Source organism: Variovorax sp. P4_B11, from assembly GCF_056402355.1.
Map to the genome: position 1 here is coordinate 59,125 of NZ_JBFUHO010000032.1, position 22,911 is coordinate 82,035.

Annotated in this window: 24 protein-coding genes; 13 read left to right on the plus strand and 11 right to left on the minus strand. The window is 68.3% G+C overall.

The window, feature by feature from the left end:
* Positions 1-4: 4 nt before the first annotated feature.
* Complete coding sequence (locus AC1DYD_RS24965) at positions 5-709, plus strand: fumarylacetoacetate hydrolase family protein (RefSeq protein WP_478175445.1); 705 nt, start codon at positions 5-7, stop codon at positions 707-709.
* Between the two features lie 2 nt (positions 710-711).
* Positions 712-1,848, plus strand: coding sequence for a cupin domain-containing protein (locus AC1DYD_RS24970; protein WP_478175446.1), 1,137 nt, complete (start codon positions 712-714; stop codon positions 1,846-1,848).
* Positions 1,849-1,878: 30 nt separating this feature from the next.
* Here AC1DYD_RS24970 and AC1DYD_RS24975 read toward each other — a convergent pair whose 3' ends face one another.
* Together AC1DYD_RS24975 and AC1DYD_RS24980 are read right to left on the minus strand one after the other, a co-directional pair.
* Positions 1,879-2,112 (minus strand): DUF2789 domain-containing protein, encoded by a 234-nt coding sequence (locus AC1DYD_RS24975; protein ID WP_478175447.1) that lies wholly within the window; start codon positions 2,110-2,112, stop codon positions 1,879-1,881.
* 46 nt (positions 2,113-2,158) lie between these two features.
* A complete protein-coding gene (locus AC1DYD_RS24980) occupies positions 2,159-2,965 on the minus strand; it encodes a methylglyoxal synthase (protein ID WP_478175477.1) in 807 nt (268 codons plus the stop codon).
* Between the two features lie 465 nt (positions 2,966-3,430).
* Between AC1DYD_RS24980 and AC1DYD_RS24985 the strand changes: the two genes are divergently transcribed.
* A complete protein-coding gene (locus AC1DYD_RS24985; RefSeq protein ID WP_478175448.1) occupies positions 3,431-3,772 on the plus strand; it encodes a DUF1161 domain-containing protein in 342 nt (113 codons plus the stop codon).
* A 15-nt stretch (positions 3,773-3,787) separates the two neighbouring features.
* On the opposite strand, the gene AC1DYD_RS24990 is transcribed toward AC1DYD_RS24985, so the two are convergent.
* Positions 3,788-4,342 (minus strand): DUF4124 domain-containing protein, encoded by a 555-nt coding sequence (locus AC1DYD_RS24990; RefSeq protein WP_478175449.1) that lies wholly within the window; start codon positions 4,340-4,342, stop codon positions 3,788-3,790.
* Positions 4,343-4,508: 166 nt separating this feature from the next.
* Here AC1DYD_RS24990 and AC1DYD_RS24995 point away from each other — a divergent pair, with 166 nt between their 5' ends.
* Together AC1DYD_RS24995 and AC1DYD_RS25000 are read left to right on the plus strand one after the other, a co-directional pair.
* Positions 4,509-4,853 carry a hypothetical protein gene (locus AC1DYD_RS24995; RefSeq protein ID WP_478175450.1) on the plus strand — a complete coding sequence of 115 codons (345 nt, stop codon included), beginning with the start codon at positions 4,509-4,511 and terminating at the stop codon, positions 4,851-4,853.
* An 86-nt stretch (positions 4,854-4,939) separates the two neighbouring features.
* Entirely contained in the window at positions 4,940-5,194 is a 255-nt protein-coding gene (locus tag AC1DYD_RS25000; RefSeq protein WP_478175451.1) for a hypothetical protein, read from the plus strand.
* Between the two features lie 21 nt (positions 5,195-5,215).
* Here AC1DYD_RS25000 and AC1DYD_RS25005 read toward each other — a convergent pair whose 3' ends face one another.
* A complete protein-coding gene (locus tag AC1DYD_RS25005; RefSeq protein ID WP_478175452.1) occupies positions 5,216-6,136 on the minus strand; it encodes a LysR family transcriptional regulator ArgP in 921 nt (306 codons plus the stop codon).
* Between the two features lie 70 nt (positions 6,137-6,206).
* Between AC1DYD_RS25005 and AC1DYD_RS25010 the strand changes: the two genes are divergently transcribed.
* Positions 6,207-6,818, plus strand: a complete 612-nt coding sequence (locus AC1DYD_RS25010; RefSeq protein WP_478175453.1) for a LysE/ArgO family amino acid transporter — start codon at positions 6,207-6,209, stop codon at positions 6,816-6,818.
* 24 nt (positions 6,819-6,842) lie between these two features.
* Here AC1DYD_RS25010 and AC1DYD_RS25015 read toward each other — a convergent pair whose 3' ends face one another.
* The 6 genes from AC1DYD_RS25015 to AC1DYD_RS25040 all read right to left on the minus strand — a co-directional run bounded on the left by AC1DYD_RS25015 (position 6,843) and on the right by AC1DYD_RS25040 (position 12,464).
* Entirely contained in the window at positions 6,843-8,210 is a 1,368-nt protein-coding gene (locus AC1DYD_RS25015; RefSeq protein WP_478175454.1) for an NAD(P)/FAD-dependent oxidoreductase, read from the minus strand.
* Between the two features lie 25 nt (positions 8,211-8,235).
* Positions 8,236-9,483, minus strand: coding sequence for a cation:proton antiporter (locus tag AC1DYD_RS25020; RefSeq protein ID WP_478175455.1), 1,248 nt, complete (start codon positions 9,481-9,483; stop codon positions 8,236-8,238).
* A gap of 76 nt (positions 9,484-9,559) precedes the next feature.
* The gene (locus tag AC1DYD_RS25025) at positions 9,560-10,522 is read right to left on the minus strand and encodes a helix-hairpin-helix domain-containing protein (RefSeq protein ID WP_478175456.1); all 963 of its coding nucleotides are present in this window, start codon (positions 10,520-10,522) and stop codon (positions 9,560-9,562) included.
* Between the two features lie 184 nt (positions 10,523-10,706).
* Positions 10,707-11,663, minus strand: a complete 957-nt coding sequence (locus AC1DYD_RS25030) for a LysR family transcriptional regulator (RefSeq protein WP_478175457.1) — start codon at positions 11,661-11,663, stop codon at positions 10,707-10,709.
* A gap of 1 nt (position 11,664) precedes the next feature.
* Entirely contained in the window at positions 11,665-11,928 is a 264-nt protein-coding gene (locus AC1DYD_RS25035; RefSeq protein ID WP_478175458.1) for a hypothetical protein, read from the minus strand.
* Positions 11,929-11,936: 8 nt separating this feature from the next.
* A complete protein-coding gene (locus AC1DYD_RS25040; RefSeq protein WP_478175459.1) occupies positions 11,937-12,464 on the minus strand; it encodes a hypothetical protein in 528 nt (175 codons plus the stop codon).
* Positions 12,465-12,669: 205 nt separating this feature from the next.
* Here AC1DYD_RS25040 and AC1DYD_RS25045 point away from each other — a divergent pair, with 205 nt between their 5' ends.
* The 7 genes from AC1DYD_RS25045 (at position 12,670) to AC1DYD_RS25075 (ending at position 22,242) form a co-directional block, all read left to right on the plus strand.
* On the plus strand, positions 12,670-16,968 hold the full coding sequence (locus AC1DYD_RS25045) for a GAF domain-containing protein (RefSeq protein ID WP_478175460.1): 4,299 nt from the start codon (positions 12,670-12,672) through the stop codon (positions 16,966-16,968).
* A gap of 160 nt (positions 16,969-17,128) precedes the next feature.
* On the plus strand, positions 17,129-17,485 hold the full coding sequence (locus tag AC1DYD_RS25050; protein ID WP_478175461.1) for an STAS domain-containing protein: 357 nt from the start codon (positions 17,129-17,131) through the stop codon (positions 17,483-17,485).
* Positions 17,485-17,922, plus strand: a complete 438-nt coding sequence (locus AC1DYD_RS25055; RefSeq protein WP_478175462.1) for an ATP-binding protein — start codon at positions 17,485-17,487, stop codon at positions 17,920-17,922. Before AC1DYD_RS25050 ends, AC1DYD_RS25055 begins: the two co-directional genes overlap by 1 nt.
* Before the next feature lie 65 nt (positions 17,923-17,987).
* Positions 17,988-18,608 (plus strand): hypothetical protein, encoded by a 621-nt coding sequence (locus AC1DYD_RS25060; RefSeq protein WP_478175463.1) that lies wholly within the window; start codon positions 17,988-17,990, stop codon positions 18,606-18,608.
* Between the two features lie 58 nt (positions 18,609-18,666).
* Entirely contained in the window at positions 18,667-20,529 is a 1,863-nt protein-coding gene (locus AC1DYD_RS25065) for an OmpA family protein (protein WP_478175464.1), read from the plus strand.
* Between the two features lie 13 nt (positions 20,530-20,542).
* Positions 20,543-21,037 carry a Rab family GTPase gene (locus AC1DYD_RS25070; protein WP_478175465.1) on the plus strand — a complete coding sequence of 165 codons (495 nt, stop codon included), beginning with the start codon at positions 20,543-20,545 and terminating at the stop codon, positions 21,035-21,037.
* Positions 21,038-21,039: 2 nt separating this feature from the next.
* On the plus strand, positions 21,040-22,242 hold the full coding sequence (locus AC1DYD_RS25075) for a PP2C family protein-serine/threonine phosphatase (protein WP_478175466.1): 1,203 nt from the start codon (positions 21,040-21,042) through the stop codon (positions 22,240-22,242).
* Positions 22,243-22,248: 6 nt separating this feature from the next.
* Here the strand turns inward: AC1DYD_RS25075 and AC1DYD_RS25080 are convergent, their stop codons facing one another.
* The gene (locus AC1DYD_RS25080) at positions 22,249-22,875 is read right to left on the minus strand and encodes a GntR family transcriptional regulator (RefSeq protein WP_478114477.1); all 627 of its coding nucleotides are present in this window, start codon (positions 22,873-22,875) and stop codon (positions 22,249-22,251) included.
* Positions 22,876-22,911: the final 36 nt, after the last annotated feature.

Here is a 22,911-nt window from a genome sequence, read left to right on the forward strand (position 1 = left end):
AATCATGACCTCTGCCTACCTCTGGACCCCTCCCCCCGTTCCCTCGCTGCCGGTGCGCGGCAAGACCGGACGCCTGCCCATCAACCGCCTGTTCTTCGTCGGACGCAACTACCACGCCCACGCCGTCGAGATGGGCCGTCCGGTCGACAAGACCGTCGAGGTGCCGTTCTATTTCACCAAGAGCCCGTCGACCCTGGTCGAATCCGGCGCCACCGTGCCGTATCCGCCGGAAACCGCAAACTACCACCACGAGATGGAGCTGGTGCTCGTCATCGGAGCCCCGGGCTTTCGCATCGGCCGCGCCGACGCCGCCCGGCTGATCTACGGCTACGCTTGCGGCCTGGACATGACGCGGCGCGACCTGCAACTGGTGGCCCGGGACAAGGGCCGGCCCTGGGACCTCGGCAAGGACGTCGAGCAGTCGTCGGTGGTGTCGGAAGTCGTGCCCATGCCGGCCACCGTGCTGGACCACGGCGCGCTGGCGCTCGGCGTGAACGGGCGGGAACGCCAGAGCTCCGATCTTTCCAAGCTGATCTGGAGCATCCCCGAGCTGATCGAGGACCTCTCGAAGTTCTACCATCTTCAACCCGGCGACCTGATCTTCACCGGCACGCCCGAAGGCGTTGGCCCGCTGCAGCCGGGCGACCGCGTCGAAGGCCGCATCGCCGGCGTCGGCGAGATCGCGCTCACGGTCGGCCCGGCCGAATGAACATGGCAGGCAACACCGAGCCCTCGCCCGTGCGCCTCGAGGCCGTCGCCGGTCCGGGCCAACCCGAGCCCAGCCCTGCGCTCGAACAGCTCTACCGCGGCTTCGAACGCGAACTGCTCGTCCCGCTGTGGACGGAGATCGGCGACCTGATGCCCCGGCATCCGCGCAGCAAGGCGGCCGCCCATCTCTGGCGCTGGGATCGCCTGGTGGCGCTGGCGAGCGAAGCCGGGCGCATCGTCCCTGTCGGCCGCGGCGGCGAGCGACGTGCCATCGCCCTGGCCAACCCGGCGCTCGGCGGCAGGCCCTTCGCCACGCCGACCTTGTGGGCTGCGATCCAGTACCTGATGCCAGGCGAGGACGCACCGGAGCACCGCCACACGCAGCACGCGTTTCGCTTCGTGGTCGAAGGCGAAGGCGTGTGGACCGTGGTCAACGGCGACCCGGTGCGCATGTCGCGCGGCGACTTCCTGCCGCAAGCCGGCTGGAACTGGCATGCCCATCACAACGCGGCGAGCGCACCGATGGCCTGGATCGACGGACTGGACATCCCTTTCTCGTACTACACGGAGTCGCAGTTCTTCGAATTCGGGCGCGAACACGTCAGCGCAGCCGAGAAAGCCACGCCGGCGCGCTCGCGCTCGGAGCGCCTCTGGGGCCACCCCGGCCTGCGCCCGCTGTCGCAGCCGGAGCCGCCGGCCGCAACGCCGCTGCTGGCCTACCGCTGGATCGACACCGACCGGGCCCTGGCCGACCAGCTGGCGCTGGAGGATGAAGGCCAACCCGCCACGCTGAGCCCGGGTCATGCGGCGGTGCGCTTCACGAACCCGGCCAACGGACGCGACGTGCTGCCCACCATTCGCACCGAGATGCACCGCATCAGGCAGGGGGCCGGCACGCGGCCGCGGCGCGAAGTCGGGTCGTCGGTCTACCAGGTCTTCGAGGGCGGCGGCACGGTCGAGGTGGGCGAAGACAAGTGGACGGTCCGGCGCGGCGACATGTTCGTCGTGCCGTCGTGGTCTTCCTTCGCGGCGCACTGCGACCCCGCCGGGCCGACGACACTCGACCTGTTTCGCTTCAGCGACGCGCCGATTTTCGAGGCGCTGCATGCGCACAGGGTCGAGACGAGCCCTCCGGCGTAGCTGCGGCGTCCGCGACCGGCCTCCGGGGCGTCATTGCCTCAGGAGCGCATCGAGTTGATCGACCAACTCTGCCCATTCGGCATCTTCGTTGATCTCTTCCCGCAGAAACGCTGCCTGGCCCGCGGTCCAAAATGGCGCATCAGCAAGCCGAACGGCCCCCGGAAGCGGGCCGTGCCGCTCGATGAACGCGTCGATTTCGCCTTTCGAGTTCGGCAATCCGAGTTGTGCGAACAGGCTCTTCAAGCTGTGGTCGGTGAGGTCCATCCGGTTATTTTCGGTCGAACGAGCGCATGCGTCCATCGGCGGGTCTTCAGCGCGCTGGCTGCAGCGACACGGCCGCAGCCCAGCGTTCAGCCATCGCCGGCGAATTGAAGCACGTGGTGTCCTTCGAAGCCGTGCAAACCGCTCGTTCGAGCAGTTGGATGTCGGCCTCATGCTGGCGTGCGACATGCGGATCCTCGAAGAAGATCACCTTGCTGCAGGCGCGGTTCAGCACCAGCTCCGCAATCTGTGCATCGCCTCCCATGGGTCCGCTCAGGTGGCGTTGGACCCAGGGTTGGCCTGCAGGCCATCCGCGAGACCACGCCATCTCGTTGAGCAGCCCGCCGGTCGTGCCGGTGCCCACGCGCGCGGCGAACCTGGACAGGATGTCGAAGTGTCGGGCGGCGAAATCCACCATGCGTTGCTTCAACGCGTCGTGTGCAATCAATGCGACGGTCTGGCCTGCCAGTGGCAGCCGGAGTTCCGCCTTGCCCTTGTTCGCATGGAGCAGTTCGACGGCGATCCACTCGACCGCACCGGCCGAGGTGGACACGAATGGCTTGCCATGAATGACGCACTGGCGCTTCAGCGCCTGGGCCTCTGGATAGAGGGACGACGGATCGACCGGATCGATCAGGTAGATCACGCCGTCGAGTTCATCTTCAGGCTTCAGCCCGCCCGCAATGCGAGAAGCCAGCCTCATCACGCCCCCCTCGACCCCCGAGGGCAATCGGAACATCGATCGATACCCCATCAACATCTGCGCATTCATCAATGCGTCGTACGCGCCCCCCACCACGAACAGGCGCATGTCGAGGGCGCGGATTCCTTCGTCACAGGTCTTGGCCCAGGTCATGAGCGCACCATCGCCCCCCTGGCGGTGCACCCGGTTGGCGATGAGTCCGAATCGCAGCGGATTCACCCGTGCTCCCGAGGGCAGTTGCTGTGGCGATGGATCTCGGCGGATGGGCTCTGGGTCTTCATTTGGATGCTCGACTGGGTCACCTGATCTTCGCTTGGGGCGAACACGCGATGGGACTCACTCTCGATGCATTGGCCCCATCTTGTCAAGCCGCTCCCGGCGGGTGGAGGCAGCGCATTGCCCGGGCCGAGGTATGCCGCCTCGACCAAGGCAGCCGAGTCGAGGACGAGCCGATGAATCGAGGATCCAACATCCCGGAGCCAGTTCAGCATGAGCGTGATGCAGTGAATCACCCTCAAGGGTGATCGGCCGGGATAGCGACGCTGGGCGGGGCAGCGGGTCCGATTCGGGGTCCGGCAGAATGTCCGGCCGACCTGCCTCTCCGAAAGGGTTCGCACCATGAACAGACTGTGGCTGTTTCCCATCGCGTGGGCCTGCGCCACCGCAGCCACCGCAGCCACCGCAGCCAGCGGCGCCGAAGACTGCGAAGCCCTGCGCGCCCGTATCGAGGCGAAGATCGCCGCCGCCGGCGTGCTGCGCTTCGCGGTCGTCGCGATCGATGCCGCGGCACCGGTGGAAGGCCAGGTGGTCGGCAGTTGCGAGCTCGGCAGCAAGAAGATCGTGTACCAGCACGAGCGCGGCCCGGAGTCCGGGGCCTTGCCATCTCGCCCGCGCAGCGCGCCGATCCTGACCGAGTGCAAGGACGGCAGCTCGTCCGTCGGCGGCGATTGCCCCAGGTAGCGGGGCACCGACGGCTCAGCGGCAGATCGTGGTCGTGCCCACGGGCCGGCAAGTCCTGCCGTCCAGGCTCTGGTAGCGCTCGAGCTGGCCGGAGCGGTTGTATCGGTTGCCCTGCCGGTCCTCGCAGCCGCCCGCGTCGCAGTGGCGGATTCGCGGCCGCATGTCGCGCGGCGGCGGACGTCGATAGGCGCCGCCGGGATAGCCATAGCCATAGCCATCGTCGACCGGCATCGGATCGACGCCACTGTCGCTCCAGCGCGAATCGACGGCTGGATCGCCGCCGCGGCTGCCACGCGCGTCGATGACGATCGGCCCCGAGGGTGCCGGCGGCGGACGCGCCGCGGCTTCCGCCCGCTCTCGCTGCGATGGCGATGGGCTCGCCGGTTCAGCGCCGCCCGGCGCCGGCGGGGCGGGTTCCGGCACGGCCACGCGCCCCACGGCCCGGGCGCCCGACGGGCATGCGCCATCGGTATAGCTCACGTTGCCGGCCGCGTCCGCGCAGCGGATCACCTCGGCGTAGGAGACGGCGCCGAGCAAGACAAGCCCGAGGATGACAAACCGACAACGCATGACACCCTATTGTGCGGTCCTCATTGAAACAATGTGCGAATGAGGGTCGGCTGCGGGCCTCGCTGAAACAGATGATGCGCCGCGGAAACAAGACTGGCATCTTCTTTCCCGGGGCCGGCTGCGGGCGCGCCATGATGGCCCTGCCGCGATCATGAACCTTCCACCCTTGGACGAGATTCCGCTGCCATCCCCCGGTTTGCGCAAGGCCCGGCAGGGCGCCGCCATCGTCGGGATCCTGTTCACCGTGGCTGCCATCTTCCTGTTCGTCGGCGGCGATCGTTCGGCTGCGGGTGGCGGCATCGACCGCGGCTGGGAGCTTGCCGCGCTCGCCATGGCAACCGTGGCCGTCGCCGCGTTCCTCGTTGCCTGCCTTTGCAGCGCCGTGGTCATCGTGCAGCAGTGGCGGCTGCACAGGCAGCGCAAGATCGAGCGCCTGTCCGCGGCCGAGCGGCGTGCCGACATCGCGATCCGCAGGGCGCGAATCCGCGCCGGACTCAGGGACTTCCGCTGAGCAGGCGCCTCCTCCTTCTCTCCGGGGCGACCCCGCGCACGCTAACATCGCCGACCGAGCGAACCACCCAGAGAGAGCACAAGCCCATGGCGAACGAGTCCAACCGACAGGCCGAATTGAAGAAGATGGTGCTCTGCGCGTCATGTGCCGGCATCCAGCGCAACTGGCGCCGTGCGCCCGGGCACGCCGAGCTCGTGCAACAGTCCAGCCGCAAGGAAGAGCGCGGCGACGGCCATATCGTCAACGTCACCAGCTACCGCTGCGACGCCTGCGGCACGCGCTGGGAATACGAGAACGACAAGACCAACCAGCAGGCGGGCTGGTCGGTCGTCGGGCAATAGCGCAGCAGACGCGGGGACGCATCAGGCCGGCACCAGCATGGCGGCGGCCGCGGCATGCACCGCGCCCGTCAGCCCGCGCAGCACCTCCGATTCGATGCGCCAGTGCTGCCAGTACAAGGCGATTTCGAGGCCCTCCCCCGGCACCAGTTCGACCAGGTCGCCGCTCGCGAGCAGGCCGCCCACCAGCACCTGCGGATTCATCCCCCAGCCCAGGCCCTGCAACGCGGCGTGCACGAAGCCGTGGGTGCTCGGCACCTGGTGCATCGGTGGCGCCAGCTTCTTGCGCGTCAGTCGGCGCATGAAGCGCGCCTGCAGCGAATCCCTGGCGTTGAACACGCTGCACGGCGCCGCGGCCAGTGATACGGCGTCGACGCCGTGCGCGAAGTGCCGCGCCATGAACGCCGGGCTGGCGACAGCCACGTAGCGCATCGCCCCCAGGGGCTCGGCCACGCAGCCCTGCACCGGCTGGGGCTCGGAGGTGACCGCCGCCATGACGCGGCCTTCGCGAAGCAGGAGCTTGGAGTGATCCTGGTCTTCCACATGCAGCTCGAAGGCCACCGGGTGCGCGGCCTGCACGGCGGCCAGCGCCGGCACGAACCAGGTGGCCAGCGAATCGGCATTGACCGCCAGGGCCAGCGGCAGTGCAGGAGGCCCTGATTCATCAGGCCGTTGCGGGTCCGGCAAGCCGAGGCCGAAGGGCCGCAGCACGTCGGCCTCCAGCAATTGCAGTTGCTGCGCGTGCCGCTGCAGGGCCTGCCCGGCCGGCGTGGCGACGCAGGGCGAACTGCGCTGCAGCAGCACGCGCCCCATCCGCTCCTCGAGGCCCTTGATGCGCTGGCTGACGGCCGATGGCGTGATGTGCAGCACGCGCGCCGCGCCATCGAAACTGCCCTCGCGCAGCACGGCAGCGAAGGCGGCCAGTTGCCGTGAGTCGATCTGCATATGAAAAATTCTGATGCGAATGTAGAAAGATGAGTTTGATTGAACCAGCACGGCGCGCTACCGTCGAGCCATGTACCTGATCTTTGCCAAGGGATTCCTCACGTCGGCCGCACTGATCGTCGCCATCGGCGCGCAGAACGCGTTCGTGTTGCGCCAGGGCCTGAAGCGCGAGCATGTGCGCGAGGTGGTGCTGGTCTGCGCCCTGTCCGATGTGCTGCTGATCGCCCTGGGTGTCGCCGGCCTGGGGCTGCTGGTGCAGTCCAGCGCCCCGCTGCTGGCACTGGCGCGCTGGGGCGGCGCCTGCTTCCTGCTGGCCTACGGGGCCCTCGCGGCCCGCCGCGCCTGGAGGGGCGGGCAAATGGCACTGCCATCGGCGGCGCCGATGAGCCTGCGTTCGGCGCTGGCCGCCTGCCTGGCCTTCACCTACCTCAACCCGCATTGCTGGCTCGACACCGTGGTGCTGCTGGGCGCGGTCTCGGCGCAGCAGCCCGAGGGCGGCCGCTGGGTCTTCGGCGCCGGCGCCGCCGGCGCCAGCATCGCCTGGTTCCTTGCGCTCGGCCATGGGGCCCGGCTGCTGGGCCCGCTGTTCACCCGCCCGCAGGCCTGGCGCCTGCTCGATGCGCTGGTGGCGCTGCTGATGTGGACGATCGCGGCCTCGCTCCTGAGCACGTCGGCGTCCTGACGGGTGCGCCGTGCCGGCGCACGGTCAGTCGGCCTTCAGGACGGTCTCGCCCTTGAGCGGACCCCAGTCGCGGATGTTGTCGCGCCGCCGTTTCCAGCCGGCATAGCTGCGGCGCCAGTTCACCACCGAGATGAAGTAATACAGCACCTTGAACATCCACAGCGAGCGGCGGTAGGCTGCCCCGTGGTGGATGTCGGCCGCCAGCAGCGACATCAGGCCCTGCTTGGCCTTGAAGACGTTGTTGGGGTGCATGAACATGTCGCGGATCGTCGGGTTGGTGACCCGGTAGATGAACCACGAATAGTCGCGCGGTCCGACCCGCATGCGCTTTTCGAGCGCCCGGCGTGCCGGCGCCAGTTCGGCCGGCCGGTCCAGCGCCGTCGCCACCAGCTCGGCGCCATCGAAGGCGCTCTGCATCGCCAGGAACACGCCCGAGGAGAACATCGGGTCGATGAAGGTGAAGGCGTCGCCCACCATCAGGTAGCGCTCGCCGGCGGCATGCGTGCTCGAATACGAGAAGTTGCCGGTCGCGTGCACCCGGTCGTCGACCAGCGTCGCATCCTTCAGCCGGTCGTGCAGTTCCGGACACAGCGCGATGGTGTCGTAGAAATAATCCTTCAGCGGCTTGTCGCGCGCCTGCAGGTAGTAGGCCCAGCAGACCGCGCCGACGCTGGTAGTGCCGTCGGCGAGCGGAATGAACCAGAACCAGCCGTGCTCGAACCAGCAGATGCTGATGTTGCCCTCGCGCCGGCCCTCCAGCCGCCGCGCGTTGCGAAAATGGCCGAACAGCGCCGTGCTGTTGTGGTCGGCGTTCTTGTTCTTGCATTTGAACTTGCTGGCCAGCACGGTATCGCGACCGCTGGCGTCGACCACGAAGCGTGCCCGCCAACTGCGCGGGTCGCCGTCGTCGAGCACGGCCTGCACCGTCGCGCCGGCGTCGTCGAAATCCACTTGCCGCACCTTGGCGCCCTCGAGCGTCAGGGCGCCTTCCTTGCCCGCGTGGCGGAACAGCAGCTCATCCAGTTCCGAGCGGCGCACCTGCCAGGCCGATCCCTTGGACGGATCCCAGCCCTCGGAGAAATCGACGTAGCTGCGGTAGTCGAGGTCCGGCGGCACGAACTCGATGCCGAACTTGGGCATGCCGATCTTGTCGACCTGGTCGCGCACGCCGAGCTTGTCGAAGAGTTCGACGTTGCCCGGCAGCAGCGATTCACCGATGTGAAAGCGCGGGTGATGTTCTTTTTCGAGCAGCACGACGCGCCGCCCCTGGCGCGCGAGCAGCGTGGCGATGGTCGAGCCGGCCGGCCCGCCGCCGATCACCAGCACATCGCATTCCTGCCTTGATTCCATGACCTCGAAGCTCCTTTTGAATTCACTTGATGCGGCCCGCATTGTGCCGGGGCCGCGAACCGCGCCGTCAATGGCTGGCCGCACCGTCGACGGACTCGCCGCTGCGGCGGCCGATCAGGGCCAGCAGCGGGCCGGTCGCCGCGGTCGTGACGAGGGCCATGACGAGCAGCATGGTGAACAGCTCGGGACCGATCAGGCCGGCATCGAGGCCGACCTTGATGACGATCAGTTCCATCAGGCCCCGGGAATTCATGAGCGCTCCGGTGGCCAGGCTCTCGCGCCAGCCATAGCCGCAGACCCTGGCACCGGCCGCACCGCCGATGATCTTGCCGGCCGTCGCCACCAGCAGGATCAGGCCCAGGGCGCCGAGGCCGGCGCTGGCGAATGCACCCGACGTGGTCCCCAGGCCGGCCAGCGCAAAGAAGATCGGCATCAGGACCACGACCGACAGCGGCTCGATCCGTTCGACCAGGGCGCGAAGCAGGCGATCGTCCCGAGGCAGGCTGATGCCGAAGAGGAAGGCGCCGAACACGGCGTGCAGGTGCAGCCACTCGGTGATCGTCGCGCAGGCGAACAGGCCGATCAGCAGCGCGGCCAGAACCATCGGCGAAGGCACGCCGTCGGGCGCATGCACGCGCAGCAGCCAGGCCAGCAGAGGCCGCACGATCAGCGGGACCGCAGCCACCAGCAGCGCCAGCCCGAGGGCGATCTTGAAAAAGCCGCCGAAGCCCGCACCCGAACTCGCCAGCGCGACGACCATCGCCAGCAGCACCCACGCCAGCGCATCCACCACGCCGGCCGCGCCCAGGGACAGCTGGCCGACCGGCGTCCGCGTCATGTTGCGGTCCTTGAGGATGCGCGCGAGCACGGGAAATGCCGTGATCGACAGCGCCACGCCGAGGAACAGCGCGAAGGGCCAGAACGCCACGCCTTCCGGTGCCAGCGAAGGATGAAGGACGGGTGCGATCGCCAGGCCCAGGATCATCGGCAGCACCATGCTGGAGACGCCGACCCAGCCGGCCGCCTTGAGCTGCGCCCCCATGCCGCTGGGTGCCCGCAGTTCGGCGCCGACGATGAACATGAACAGCACCACGCCGATCATCGCCAGGGACGACAGGCTGGCCAGCGAGGCCGGCGGGAACAGCTGCGCATGCCACTGCGGGAACAGGGCCCCGAAGACGACCGGGCCGAGCAGGATGCCGGCCGCCATCTCGCCGATGACCATGGGCTGCCCGAAAGCCCGCAGCACCAGGCCGCAGGCGCGGGCAAGCACCAGGATCACGGTGAGTTGCACAAGCAGGAGAGTGAGGGACATGGCGCGAGAGTATGACTTCTCGTGCCGGCCATCACAGGATGGCCGCGGACGAACCTGTCAGCCGGACGCAGCCTGGTCATCCATCCATGGCCAGCTTCCGTCGAGAGTCGAGCCGGCGCCCTTCACCGGCCTGGGCCGGCCTCCGCCAGAGCGAGACCACCTGGTCGAGTCCGGGAAGCCCTGGCTCGGGCAGCGCGACGGCGGCGCGCGGGGCGAACACGAACTGCCGGGACGGCCCCTTGATCGACTGCCCGGGCCGCGGCGCCCGCACCGCCTTCAGGCCGTCGACGTGGGCCTCGGTCCAGAACACTTCCTTCCAGGGCGTTCCGGGTGGGAAGCCTTCGGCCCAGTCGGTGTTTCCCTTGATCCAGACGCCGCAGACCGTGCCGAGGCGTCCGCGCCAGGCCGGCGGGCAGACGAAGACGCCGGCATCGCCCGGCTGCAGCCTCAGCAGTTGCGAAGGGTAGGCATACAAGCCCATCCAGTCCATGTTCTCGCTGGCGCTGGTGTCGCGCGCCGGGCGTGCCTGCTCGCCCAGCAACTTTGGCACCTCCACGAGCGGCGGCCTGCCGTTGACGGCGGGCTGCGCCCGCCTTCCGGTCGCGGTGCTGGCGGTCGCAGTGCTCCCGGCGCAGCGGCCCGGGCTCGGAAGCGCCGTGGCGTTCGGCAGAAAATCGAGCCCCACGCGCGCCAGCGCCTCGCGCAGGCGACCCACCGTCTTCGCCCCGATCGCCTCCTCGTTCAACAATTCCTGTTCGCTGATCGCCGACAGGTCGTCGATGCAGAAGATGCTCAGATTCCTCAAGGCATCCCGGGCCGCCGACCGCATGGAGATCTCGTCGATCGGTGTTTCGGGGCTCAGTTGAGCCGGCATGCTGAAACGCTGGGAGCCTCTGGGACGCCAGTCGAAGGAATGAAACTCGAACGGGGAGCCGGGCGGAATCAGGCAGTCGCGCAGCGCGTCCGCGTACTGGCGCCTGGATTCCTGGATCGCGGTCCGAAGGGCGCCGAAGCAGGCGAGCAATTCCGTGTCTGGCAATTGGGCAAGGTCATCAACGGTTCGGATCGTACGAGACATAGGCAAGATGGCAATTCATCCAGGCGCCGTTCCGACGGCGGCTGTCGATTGCCGAATCAACGGTGATGCCCAAGTATTGGGAGTCCTCCCGAGCTTGTCCATGCTACGAATGGATGAACACTATCCACTTCATGCATTGAAGTATCTAGGCGTAAGCCCAATCCGGGCCCTGCGCCTTGAAATCGAGGCTGCGCATCACCTGGTCGCGAAACCAGATGTGCGCGGCGTGACGATGGGTGCGGTCGTGCCACGAGATGTAGACCTCGAAATCCGGCAGTTCCATCGGCAATGGAAGTTCGGCCAGTCCGAAGCGGTCGCGGAAGCGGTCCGCCAGCGACTGCGGCAGCAGCGCCACCATATTGGTTCTTTCGAGCAGGTGCGGTGCCGTGAGGTAGTTCGGCGTGACGAAGCGCCGATTGCGCTGCAGGCCCTGGACAGCCAGCGCCTGGTCGACCGCCTCGCCGAAGCAGTTGACCGTGTTCGGCATGATCACGACGTGCTCGAGGGCGGCGAATTCGGGCGGCGACAGCGTCCTGCCGACGGCCCAGTGGCTGGCGCGCGCCACACAGATGATCCGGTCGCGAAACAACAGGCGGTGGCGCAGTTCGCGCAGGCTCGTCGGCAGCATGCCGACCGCGAAGTCGATTTCGCCGGCCTCCAGCACTTTGTTGAACTGCGAAGGGTGGACCGGGTGGCGCACCGACATCGAGATGCCTGGATAGCGGGTGCCCAGGTGCTGCACCAGGCGGTCCATGAACAGGCATTCCAGGTAGTCGGTCGCGACCATCCGGAACAGGTAGTTGGTGCGCTCGGCGTCGAAGGCCACCGCATGGCCCAGCAGCTCGCTCATCTCGCCGAGGATGCGCTCGGCGAACTCTCGCAGCTGGACCGCCTTGGCGGTGGGGATGAGCCCGGTGCCCCCCTTCACGAGGATCGGATCGGCGGTGACCGCGCGCAGCTGGCTCATCGCCCGGCTCATGGCGGGCTGGCTGATCGACAGCGCATCCGCGGCGCGCGAGACATGCGACTGGTCGACCAGCGCGACCAGGCACTTCAGGAGATAGAAATTGAGGACGCCGCTGTCATTTCTTCTCTGCTGCATCTCAGCCCAGCTTGCGGATCAGTTCCGCGCGAACGACGGCGCGCGACTCGGGCCCGTCGGCGGCGTCGTGCAGCCCGCGCATCATGTCGTCGTAGCCGAGCGCGAAGAGGGCGTCGACAGCGCTGCGCTGATCGGCCGAGAAGGTGCCCAGACGGGTCCAGGCGTCCAGCAGCTGCATCGCCTCGCTGCGGCACGCGAGGCCCAGCTCATAGGACTCGAGCACCAGCTTCACCTGCACGGCGGTGAAGGATTGCCGAACTGTCAAAGCCTGCCTCAAAAGTTGGCCTGGATGGTGGCGCCGCCCCGGATCTGGCACTCGCCGGTGCCACCCCCCGACATGCCCTGCTGCGGCCGCAGCATGTGCAGCCGGCAGCGCATCAGGCCACCCTGCGGGCTCTTCAGGTTCGCGATCACCTTGCCGCTGTACACGGTGGCGAACTGCACCGGATCGAAGCCCGGCATCATGCCCATGCCGCCCATGCCCGCGACGCTGCCGTAGCCCCAGTAGGACCAGTCGGACCAGCCCGCCGGCCAGCCGCCGCCCCACATCGGCGCCATGGCCTCGCTCTGCGTCTGCTGCGTGATCTGCAGGAAAGGCCCCTGGTAGGTGGCCGTGGGCAGCGTCGCCGTCATGGTGCCGGTGATGCCGCCGTCGGTGCTCTTCCAGGAGAACGGCACCGGCTTGTCGGGCTGACCCTTCTGCACGATGTCGCCGCTGCCCGTGCCGGTGGTCGTGCACCCGGCGAGCAGCAACGCTGCTGCGGCCAACGCGACGGGGCTGCTTATCCTGGGCTTGCGCATTTGTTCTTTCCTCTTGAGCGAATTGAATCTTGCAGGGATTGTTCCGCAGCGCCTCTCAAAAGTCACCCGCCGGATAAACCCTTTGTGTTCGAAAAAGGTCAAGGGGCGAGCACCGGCATGCAGGGATTCCATCTTCGCCGCTAGACTCCACGCCGTGGTGCGCCGATCGCGCATCAACCTGTTGATCGCTGAAGGCATATGCCCTATGGCTGAGTCCCGGTCTCGCCCCCTGTCGAAGCACGCGCCGCGCGCGGGCCGTGTGGTGCGCGACCCGTTCGAGCGGCTGGTCGACACCGGGCTGCGACTGAACACGCCGGGCAGCGCGAGCGAGTTTTTCGACCTGCTGGTCGATGAAGCCGCCCGGCTCGTCGGCGCCCAGCGCGTGCTGCTGGTGCTCGACACCGAGGCCGGCCTGCGCAGCGCCGGCGCGATGCTGCCGGCCGCCGAGGACGCCGGCGACCTGCTCTGCGCCATCACACCCTGGCTCGGCGAAACCCGCCGCACCCGCAAGCCGAGCCTGCGGCACGGGCCCGAGGGCGCCACGGCGGCCGAACAGCGATCCTGTCTGATCGCGCCGCTGGTCGCCCGGCGGGAACTGCTCGGCTACCTCTATGCCGACGTCGAAGGCACGCTGGGCCGTTTCGACCCGATGCACCGCGACCTGCTGGCCACGCTGGCTCGGCAGGCCGGCGGGGCCCTGGCCCACGCCCGTGCCCGCGAGGGCCTCCAGCGCGAGCTGGCCGAGTGCAAGGGCGCGCTGGTGCAGCGCAGCGACGAACTGACACTGATCAACGGCATCCAGCAAGGCATCGCGGCCAAGCTGGATTTCCAGGCCATCATCCAGCTGGTGGGCGACAGGCTGCGCGAGCTGTTCGATACCGGCGACCTGAACATCGTCTGGTGGGACGACAAGAGCAACCTGGTCCAGGTGCTGTACCGCTACGAACACAACGTGCCCCTGCCGCAGCCGCCGGCACGGCCCCTGAAGCCGGACGAGCCATTGGCGCGCATGCTGCACACGCGCCAGGCCGGCGTGACCAACACGCGCGAGGAACAGACCCGGGTCGGCCTGCGTCCCGCCCCCGGAACCGACTGGGCCCATTCGATCGCTGCCGTTCCAATCATCGGCAGCGACCGCGCCCTCGGCATCATCGCGCTGCAGAACCACGAACGCGAATACGCCTTCGGGCCGCACGAGATCCGGTTGCTCGAAACGGTGGCAGCGAGCCTGGGCCTCGTGCTGGAGAACGCGCGCCTGTTCGACGAGACGCAACGCCACGGCCGCGAGATGCAGGAGGCGCTGGCCCACCAGCGCGCGGCCGCCGAGGTGCTGCAGGTCATCGGCAGCTCCCTGGCCGACCCCGGCCCGGTGTTCGACAAGATCCTCGAATGCTGCGAGCACCTGTTCGACGGCAGTTCCTTCGCCCTGCTGATGGTCGACGCCGAGGGGCGCCTTGCGCTGACGCGCTGGTTGATGACCGCGGCCGGCCGCGCCGCGATCAGCGAGAAGCGCCTGGCCGAGCTCGCGGCGGCGATGCAGTCGAACTACCCGATGGCGCTGGCCGGCACCTCGGCCGAACTCTCCTTCCAGAGCGGCGATCTCGTGGAGTTCGCCGATGTCCTGAACGATGCCTCGGCGCCGCCGGTGTTGCGCCTCAACGCCGAGCACATCGGGTCGAGCTATGCGAACCTGGCGGCGCCGCTGATCTGGGAAGGCCGCGGCATCGGCATCCTGAGCATGCAGCGCATGGAGGTCGGTCCGTTCCGGCCCAGCGAACGTGCGCTGCTCAAGACCTTCGCGGAGCAGGCCGTCATCGCGATCCAGAACGCGCGGCTGTTCAACGAGACGCAGGTGGCGCTGCACAAGGTCGAGGAGCGCACCGCGGAGTTGACCGAGTCCCTGGAGTCCCAGACCGCCGTCAGCGACGTGCTGCGCGTCATCAGCGAGTCGCCCACCGACGTGATGCCGGTGTTCGAGGCCATCCTGGACTGCACCATGTGGTTGTTCGAAGGCCCGACGGCCGCGATCTTCACCTTCGATGGCCGCCAGGTCCAGCTGGCCGCGACCCGCAACTGGTCCGCAGAGGCGCTGGTGGCGGCGCGCGCGCTGTGGCCGGCGCCGCCCGACCTGCGCCAGATGAACGGCCGCGCCATCCTCGAGCGAAGGGCACTCTGCACCGAGGACGCGGGGTCGGACCCGGACTACGACCACCGGCTGGCGAGCACCGGCAACCGGCGCCGCATGATCGCCGCGCCGATGCTCAAGGACGGCGTGCCGATCGGCGCCATCACCACCGCCTGGCCGGAACCCGGCAAGACGCCGCAACGGCAGATCGATCTGCTCAGGCTGTTCGCCGACCAGGCCGTGATCGCGACCGAGAACGTGCGGCTGATCCATGAGACCCGGGAGGCACTCGAGCGCCAGACCGCCACGGCGGACGTGCTGCAGGTCATCAGCGAATCGATGGAGAACGCCCAACCCGTGTTCGACAAGATCCTGGAGAGCTGCCAGCGCCTGTTCGCCGGCACGCAGCTGGGCATTTCACTGGTCGGCGACGACGGGATGATGCACCTCGGCGCGCATCGCGGCTCGGCCCGCGAAACGCTCGAACGCTTCTATCCGCGCCCCATCGACCACTCGCCCATCGGTGTCGCCATGGCCGGACCCGACGTGCTCCACATTCCGGACGCGCTCGCCGAGCCGAACCTGCCGGCGTTCATGCGCGAGGTCGCCGGGCAGATGGGCAATTACGCGATCATGATCGCCCCGCTGGCGTGGGAGGGCCGCTACATCGGCTCGATCCACGTCGCGCGCCAACCGCCGAAGGCGTTCGCCGACAAGGAAATCAAGCTGCTCGAGACCTTCGCCGACCAGGCCGTGATCGCGATCCAGAACGCGCGCCTGTTCAACGAGACCAAGGAAGCGCGGGCCGCCGCCGAGGCCACCAACGAGGCCAAGAGCGCCTTCCTGGCCACCATGAGCCACGAGATCCGCACGCCGATGAACGCGGTGATCGGCATGAGCGGCCTGCTGCTCGACACCCGGCTCGACGCCGAGCAGCAGGACTACGTCGAGACCATCCGCGATTCGGGCGACGCGCTGCTGACCATCATCAACGACATCCTGGACTACTCGAAGATCGAGGCCGGGCGCATGGACATCGAGTCGCATCCCTTCGACCTGCGCGACTGCGTGGAGTCGGCGCTCGACCTGATCAGCACCCGTGCCACCGAGAAGAAGCTCGACATCGCCTATGTGTTCGAGTGCGACGTGCCGATCGGCGTGATGGGCGACCTCACGCGGCTGCGGCAGATCCTGCTGAACCTGCTGAGCAATGCGGTGAAGTTCACGGAGGCCGGCGAGGTGGTGCTGACGGTCAGCGCCAAGGCCCAGGCGAGCGGCCGGCTCGACCTGACCTTTGCCGTGCGCGACACCGGCATCGGCCTGACGCCGCAGGGCAAGAGCCGGCTGTTCCAGTCCTTCTCGCAGGCCGACTCGAGCACCACGCGCAAGTACGGCGGCACCGGCCTGGGCCTGGCCATCAGCAAGCGGCTGGCCGAGCTGATGGGCGGCACCATGTGGGTCGAGAGCGACGGCCCGGGCAGGGGCTCGACCTTCTTCTTCACGATCGAAGTGTCGATCGCCCACACGCCGCCGAGCAAGCGCCGCGTCGTCACCGGCGTGCAGGTCCAACTGCAGGGCAAGCGCCTGCTGATCGTCGACGACAACGCCACCAACCGGCGCGTGCTCGCGCTCCAGACCGGCCGATGGGGCATGGATTCGCGCGACACCGAGTCGCCGGCCGAAGCCTTGCGCTGGCTCGAGCAGGGCGAGCGCTTCGACCTCGCGATCCTCGACATGCACATGCCCGAGATGGACGGCGTCGACCTGGCGCGGCGCATCCGCGCCAACCACGCCACGCTGCCGCTGGTGCTCTTCAGTTCACTGGGCCGGCGCGAAGCGGGCGACGCCGAATCGCTGTTCAACGCCTATCTGTCGAAGCCGATCCACCAGTCGCAGCTGTTCGACACGCTGGTCAGCCTGCTCGCACGCGAGGCGGCCGCCAGGCCCGTGGACGGCGGCATTGCCAAGCCGCGGCTCGACCCGACGATGGCCACGCGCCACCCGCTGCGGATCCTGCTGGCCGAGGACAACGCAGTGAACCAGAAGCTCGCGCTGCGCCTGCTGCAGCAGATGGGCTACCGGGCCGACCTGGCCTCCAACGGCATCGAGGCGGTGGAGTCGGTGCAGCGCCAGACCTACGACGTGGTGCTGATGGACGTGCAGATGCCCGAGCTCGACGGGCTCGACGCCACGCGGCAGATCTGCATGCTGCTCGAGGCCCACCAACGGCCGCGCATCGTGGCGATGACCGCCAACGCCATGCAGGGCGACCAGGAGATGTGCATGGAAGCCGGCATGGACGACTACCTGACCAAGCCGATCCGGGTCGACCGGCTGGTCGAGGCACTGGGCAACGTGCCGGCGCGCAAGGACCGCTGAGCCTGTCCATTGGCTTGTGGAGGGCCGGTTGTCGACGAGGCCGCAAATTGGGCGTAAGCTAGAAAAAGGTACTAGCTTTTGTCTGACAGACATTCTTGTTTTCTTTTAAAAACAAGAACTTGCGGGCGAGGCAGTGTTTGCGGCAGCGAGCGGAGAGCGTATGGACCTGAGAAGCGAGCAACTGGCCGACGGCGTCGAGAAGATCAGTCTGGTCGGGCGCATGGACAGCCTTGGCGGGCATGACATCAACCTGCGCCTGTCGGAGCTCGTGGCGAGCCGAAAGCTGCTCGCCGTGGTCGATCTGTCCGAAGTGTCGTTCCTGGCGTCCATCGGCATCCGGACGCTGGTCGTCAATGCGAGGGCCCAGTCGTCCCGCGGCGGCGTGATGGCCCTGGCCAACCCGCAACCCCTTGTGGCGGAGGTGCTCAAGATGGCAGGTATCGACACGATCATCCCGGTGTACCCCGACGTCGAAACGGCCTGCAGCGCGCTGACGGCCGCCGCCGAAAGCCGCTGATGTCCCCCTCCGGCGGGGAGCCCCGGGCATCCCTCACCGTTGGCAGCGAGTTGAACGAACTCGCGCGTGTCAGCGCCTGGGTGCACGACTGGGCCGAGTGCCAGAGGCTTCCTGCCAGGGTCGTGCTGAACCTCGATCTCTGCTCCACCGAGGTGGTCACGAACATCATGACCCACGCCAGCGGCCACGGCACCCAGAGCATCCGCCTGCGCCTGGGTTGGCAAGGCGAGGACGTGGCGCTGGAAGTCGAGGACGAGGGCAGCGAGTTCGACCCGCGGCTGGTCCCCGAACCGGCACCGGCCACGAGCATCCAGGACGCCCGAATCGGTGGCTGGGGCATCCCCATCGTCCGGCGCTTCTCCGACGGCCTCAGTTACCGCCACGAGGACGGACGCAATTGCCTGACGCTGCTGTTCCGGGCGACCGCGCCATCCTGACCGCCCTGCAGCGCCCGATCGGCCAACCACCCACCCATCCATCCACCCACCGAGGAGACGTCTCCATGGCATCCACAGCCAAACCCTCACTCAGCATCGACACCCAGGGCGCACTGGCGGCTCAGGCGGCCCTTGCGGGGCAACCCAACGGCGCCGGCGAGAGTTCGGGCGTCGACAAGATGCGCGAGTTGCTGTTCGGCAACCAAATGCAGGACTACGACAAGCGCTTCGCCATTCTCGAGGAGCGCTTCCAGCAACGGATGCGCGACATCGAGGCCGAGTCGTCGCGCAGCCTGAGCAGCCTCGAATCGACGATGAAGAAGCAGCTCGAATCGGTCGCCGGCCAGTTCCGCGAGGAGAAGGATCTGCGCGCCGATGCCGACAAGGAGCTGGAGCGCAGCCTGCGCGATCACACGCAGGCGCTCGAGAAGCGCCTGGCCCAGGTGTCCGACCAGCTGGCACGCCAGGAGCGGGAGTTCACCGATCGCCTGAGCCACGAGGTCCAGGTGCTGCGCGACGAGATGCGCAAGCGCCAGGACGACGCCCGCGCCACCACCGAGCGGATGTTCGCCGAGCTCAGCAACGTCAAGACCGATCGCAACCTGCTCGCCGGACTGTTTGTCGAGATCGCCAAATGCCTGAACCAGGACGCCGCGCCCAAGGGCAGCAACGGCCACGCCGGCTGAGTCGCGCGGACAGCGCGCCGGTGGGGCTGGTTCGCGCGGGCGCCGCAACGGAGGCGCGGTGAACGCACGCCTGTCGCTGGCCGCGACGCGCGTGCCCGGAGGCGCCTCCGAAGAGGATCCGAACGCACGGCTCGCCGCGCTCTTGCTGGAGTTGGCGCGCTGCGTCGATCCGGACGTGGCGGCGAAGCTGCCGAGCCGCCTGGACGACGATCCGCGGCTGGAGGCGATGCGCGGCGTGCTGTTCGAGCGCGAGCAGGTGGCGCTGGCGCGGCTGCAACAGAAGTTCGACGACCCGCGCGAGTTCGCCGATGCGGTGGGCGCGGTGCTGCCCGCCGCCTTTGCGCTGGCGGCGACGCAGGGCGACCGCCTCGGCCAGTCGATCGCGCCCACCGTCGAGCGTGCGACCCAGGCGTCGATCCAGAAGAACCCGGGCACGATGGTCGACATCCTGTATCCGGTCATGGGGCCGGCGATCCGCAAGGCCATCGCCGAGACCCTCGAGGGCACGCTGCAATCTCTGAACCAGGCCCTCAAGCACAGCCTGTCGTGGCGCGGCCTCAAGTGGCGCATCGAGGCCTGGCGCAGCGGCAGCACCTTTGCCGACGTCGTGATGCGGCACACGGCCGTTTTCAGCGTCGAGCACCTGTTCCTGATCCATCGCAAGACCGGCCTGCTGCTGGCGCACGTGGCGAGGGACGACGCGACCACGCGCGACCCGCAGCTGGTGTCGGCGATGCTCTCGGCGATCCAGGACTTCGTGCGCGACTCCTTCGACGAATCCGGGACCGGCGGCGCGAGCGGCCGCAGCATCGACAGCCTGCGGTTGGGCGACCTGCTGCTGTGGTGCGAGGAAGGGCCGTCGGCCTTTCTCGCCGCGGTGATCCATGGCAATCCGCCGGCCATGCTGCGCGCGCGCCTGGGCGATACGCTGGGCTCCGTCCACGACCAGTTGCACACGGCGCTCGATGAATTCCAGGGCGACACCACGCCCTTCGACGAGGCCGCGGACCGCCTGCGGCCCTGCTTGTTGTCCCAGGTGGCCGAGACGCACAAGAAAAAGTCGCCGCTGCTCTGGATGATCCCGCTGGCCCTGCTGGCGGTGCTGGGCTACTGGATCACCGGGCGGGTCATCGAGCGCCAGCGCGTCGATGCCTATGTCTCGGCGCTGCAGGATCAGCCCGGCATCGTCGTGACGGGGGCCGAACGCCGCGATGGAAAGTGGCTGGTGTCGGGCCTGCGCGACCCGCTGGCCACGCAGCCGGAGGCCTTGCTGGCACAGGCCCGTCTGGACCCGGCACGCGTCAGCGGCCGCTGGGAACCCTACCAGGCGCTGCATCCGGCCATCATGCTGAAGCGGCTGCAGGCGACCCTGAATCCGCCGCCGACGGTCATCCTGGCCCAGGACGCGAGCGGCATTCGCGCCAGCGGCACGGCCCCCCAGCAATGGATGGACAAGGCGCGGGCCTTCCAGCTGACCTTGCCGGCCGGCGCCCCGAAGGTGGATCTCAGCGCCCTCAAGGACGTGCAGGATCCGGAGTACCTTCGCCTGCGCGACGCCATTCAGGCGCAGCTCATCCATTTCGAGTTCAGCGTGCCGCGGCCCGCGCCGGGCCAGGACGGCAAGCTGGACGCCGTGGCCGCCGACATGCGCGAACTGGTTCAGGTCACGCGCGCCCTGGGCTTCCCGGTCAAGGTGACGATCGTCGGCCACGCCGATGCCACGGGCAAGGACACCTCCAACCTGGCCTTGAGCGTGGGCCGTGCGGAGGTCGTGCGCTCCATGCTGCGGGCGCGCGGCGTCGATCCCGCGGTGCTCGCCGTGCGCGGCGCCGGCCCGCTGGAACCACTGCGTCCCGGCGCCAGCGAGGACGAGCTGTCGATGAACCGGCGCGTCTCCTTCGCCGTGAGCACAGGCGACTAGGGACTGTTCAGCCATGCTGCAAAAGAAGATCTGCCTGCTGGGCGCCTTCGGCGTCGGAAAGACCAGCCTGGTACGCCGCTATGTCGACACCATCTTCTCGGACGCCTACCTGACGACGGTCGGCGTGAAGATCGACAAGAAGCAACTGACCGTCGGCAGCGAGCAGATGGCCCTGATCCTGTGGGACATCGCCGGCGAGGACGAAGTGGCGGCGGTCCGGGTGAGCTACCTGCGCGGCGCGGCCGGCTATCTGCTGGTGGTGGATGGCACCCGGCCCGAGACCCTGGACACCGCGGTGTCGATCCAGGCCCGGGTCGGCGCGGAAATCGGCGAGGTTCCCTTCGTCGCCCTGCTCAACAAGGCGGACCTGCTGGAAGACTGGGCGCTCCCGGCCGAGCGCATCGAGCGCCTGGAGGCCGCCGGATGGAACTTTCGCCGCACCAGCGCCAAGACCGGCATGGGGGTCGAGGAAGCCTTCCTGGAACTGGCGGCGCGCGTGGCCCGGTAGTCATGCTCGACCTGCCGGCCCGGATCTCCGACTCGCTGCTGCTGCTGCTGCACGCGCAGCGGGTCGTCGCGCACCTGGTCATCGATGATTCGCAGAACCTGACGCAGGCCGGCGGGCACCTGGACCACTACGGACTGTCCGGGCTCCAGACCGGCTGCCCGGCCAGCGACCAGATCCCGTTCCTGGAAGGCCTGCTGCCGCTGGTGGAGACGCCTTTCCTGATCCGCTCGATGGAAATGCCCAGCGGGCGCGTGGCGGACATCCACTTCTTCGCCGACGACGGCACCGTCTGGGTCCTGCTGCTCGACGTCACGACGGAATACGAGGAAGCCCGGCTGGTGCAGCAGAAAGCCTACGACATGACCCTGCTGAGCCAGCGCGAGGCCAGGCTCATCGAGCAACTCGAATCGGCCAACCTGGAACTGACCCGGGCCCATCGCGAACTTGCGGCGTCGCAGGAAGCGCTGCAGTTCACCCACGACCGGCTGCAGCAGGAACTGCGCGACGCCGAGCGCTATGTCCGCTCGATCCTGCCGGAGCCCGTATCGGGCCCGCCGTCGGTCGACTGGCGCTTCGTACCCTCGACCGAACTGGGCGGCGATTCGTTCGGCTACCACTGGATCGACGACCAGCACTTCGCGCTCTACCTGCTCGACGTCTGCGGCCATGGCGTGGGCTCGGCCCTGCTGTCGGTGGCGGTCGCCGACACGCTGCGCTCGGAGGCCCTGCAGCGGACCGACTTCCGCAGCCCCGGGGAGGTGCTCACCGCGCTCAACCAGGCCTACCAGATGGAACGCCACGGCGAGCTGTTCTGCACCGTCTGGTACGGCGTCTACCACCGCGCCACCGGCAGCCTGCGCTACGCCTCCGCCGGCCACCCCCCGGCCGTGGTGGTGAGCGGCGCCGGCGAGGCACGCCCCTTGCCGGCATCGGGCCCCTGCGTCGGCATCTCGCCGGCGGCCCGCTATAGCGAAGCGCAGTGCACCCTGCAGGCCTGCGACCGGCTGTTCGTCTTCAGCGACGGCACCTACGAGATCAGCCGGCCGGATGGCTCGATGCTGGCGTTCGAGGACTTCACCGAGGTGCTGTCGCGACCGGTCGGCGACGGGCAGTCCGAGCTGGACCGCCTGCTGGACTTCGCGCGCGAGGTCCATGGCCCGGGCGTGCTCGAGGATGATTTCACCCTCATCAAGATGACGGTCTGAGCCGGCCTATGCCGACTTGAGGACGGTCCATCCCGACTCGATGTGCTTGCGCATGGCCAGCATGGCCATCGAGGCGTCGCCGGTGGTCAGGGCATGCAGGATCTCGTCGTGCTCCTTGACCGCCTCCTGGCCACGCCCTTCCACGGCATTGATCAGGTCGAAGGGGTAGCGGGCCCAGAGGATCTGCACGAAGTGAAGGGTCTGCGGCATCTGCGCGATGTCGTACAGCCGGCGATGGAAGCGATAGTTGACGCCACGCGCCGTCGCACGGTCGCCGCTTTCGAAGGCCTTGGCGAACTCGTCGGCCAGGGATCGAAGCGCGGCGATGTCGTGCGAGGTCACCCGCTCGGTCGCGCCGCGCACCAGCTGGGCCTCCAGCATGAGGCGCAGGTTCAGGATCTCGCCGGAGGCGGAGGGGTCGAAGGGCGCGACGCGGGCGCCCCGATACGAGTCGCCGCCGACATAGCCTTCGGCCGCCAGAAGCCTCAGGGCCTCGCGCACCGGCGTGATGCTCAGGTGCAGCTGCTCGGCGATCTCGGCCTGCTTCAGGCGCGATCCGCGCGGGTACACCCCCGAGATGATTCGCTCGCGCAGGTAGTCCGCGACCTGTTCTTCTTTGGTTCGATATTCCATCTGCTGCAGCACCCCGGGGGAGCCATCCCTCGGGGC

Coding starts and splice junctions, on each gene's coding strand:
- AC1DYD_RS24965 (WP_478175445.1), top strand. CDS start 5: ATGACCTCTGCCTACCTCTGGACCCCTCCCCCCGTTCCCTCGCTGCCG.
- AC1DYD_RS25010 (WP_478175453.1), top strand. CDS start 6,207: ATGTACCTGATCTTTGCCAAGGGATTCCTCACGTCGGCCGCACTGATC.
- AC1DYD_RS25005 (WP_478175452.1), bottom strand. CDS start 6,136: ATGCAGATCGACTCACGGCAACTGGCCGCCTTCGCTGCCGTGCTGCGC.
- AC1DYD_RS25040 (WP_478175459.1), bottom strand. CDS start 12,464: ATGCGCAAGCCCAGGATAAGCAGCCCCGTCGCGTTGGCCGCAGCAGCG.
- AC1DYD_RS25045 (WP_478175460.1), top strand. CDS start 12,670: ATGGCTGAGTCCCGGTCTCGCCCCCTGTCGAAGCACGCGCCGCGCGCG.
- AC1DYD_RS24985 (WP_478175448.1), top strand. CDS start 3,431: ATGAACAGACTGTGGCTGTTTCCCATCGCGTGGGCCTGCGCCACCGCA.
- AC1DYD_RS25020 (WP_478175455.1), bottom strand. CDS start 9,483: ATGTCCCTCACTCTCCTGCTTGTGCAACTCACCGTGATCCTGGTGCTT.
- AC1DYD_RS25060 (WP_478175463.1), top strand. CDS start 17,988: ATGGCATCCACAGCCAAACCCTCACTCAGCATCGACACCCAGGGCGCA.
- AC1DYD_RS25070 (WP_478175465.1), top strand. CDS start 20,543: ATGCTGCAAAAGAAGATCTGCCTGCTGGGCGCCTTCGGCGTCGGAAAG.
- AC1DYD_RS25015 (WP_478175454.1), bottom strand. CDS start 8,210: ATGCGGGCCGCATCAAGTGAATTCAAAAGGAGCTTCGAGGTCATGGAA.
- AC1DYD_RS25080 (WP_478114477.1), bottom strand. CDS start 22,875: ATGGAATATCGAACCAAAGAAGAACAGGTCGCGGACTACCTGCGCGAG.
- AC1DYD_RS25075 (WP_478175466.1), top strand. CDS start 21,040: ATGCTCGACCTGCCGGCCCGGATCTCCGACTCGCTGCTGCTGCTGCTG.
- AC1DYD_RS25000 (WP_478175451.1), top strand. CDS start 4,940: ATGGCGAACGAGTCCAACCGACAGGCCGAATTGAAGAAGATGGTGCTC.
- AC1DYD_RS25055 (WP_478175462.1), top strand. CDS start 17,485: ATGTCCCCCTCCGGCGGGGAGCCCCGGGCATCCCTCACCGTTGGCAGC.
- AC1DYD_RS24980 (WP_478175477.1), bottom strand. CDS start 2,965: ATGACCTGGGCCAAGACCTGTGACGAAGGAATCCGCGCCCTCGACATG.
- AC1DYD_RS25050 (WP_478175461.1), top strand. CDS start 17,129: ATGGACCTGAGAAGCGAGCAACTGGCCGACGGCGTCGAGAAGATCAGT.
- AC1DYD_RS25030 (WP_478175457.1), bottom strand. CDS start 11,663: ATGCAGCAGAGAAGAAATGACAGCGGCGTCCTCAATTTCTATCTCCTG.
- AC1DYD_RS24990 (WP_478175449.1), bottom strand. CDS start 4,342: ATGCGTTGTCGGTTTGTCATCCTCGGGCTTGTCTTGCTCGGCGCCGTC.
- AC1DYD_RS24975 (WP_478175447.1), bottom strand. CDS start 2,112: ATGGACCTCACCGACCACAGCTTGAAGAGCCTGTTCGCACAACTCGGA.
- AC1DYD_RS24970 (WP_478175446.1), top strand. CDS start 712: ATGGCAGGCAACACCGAGCCCTCGCCCGTGCGCCTCGAGGCCGTCGCC.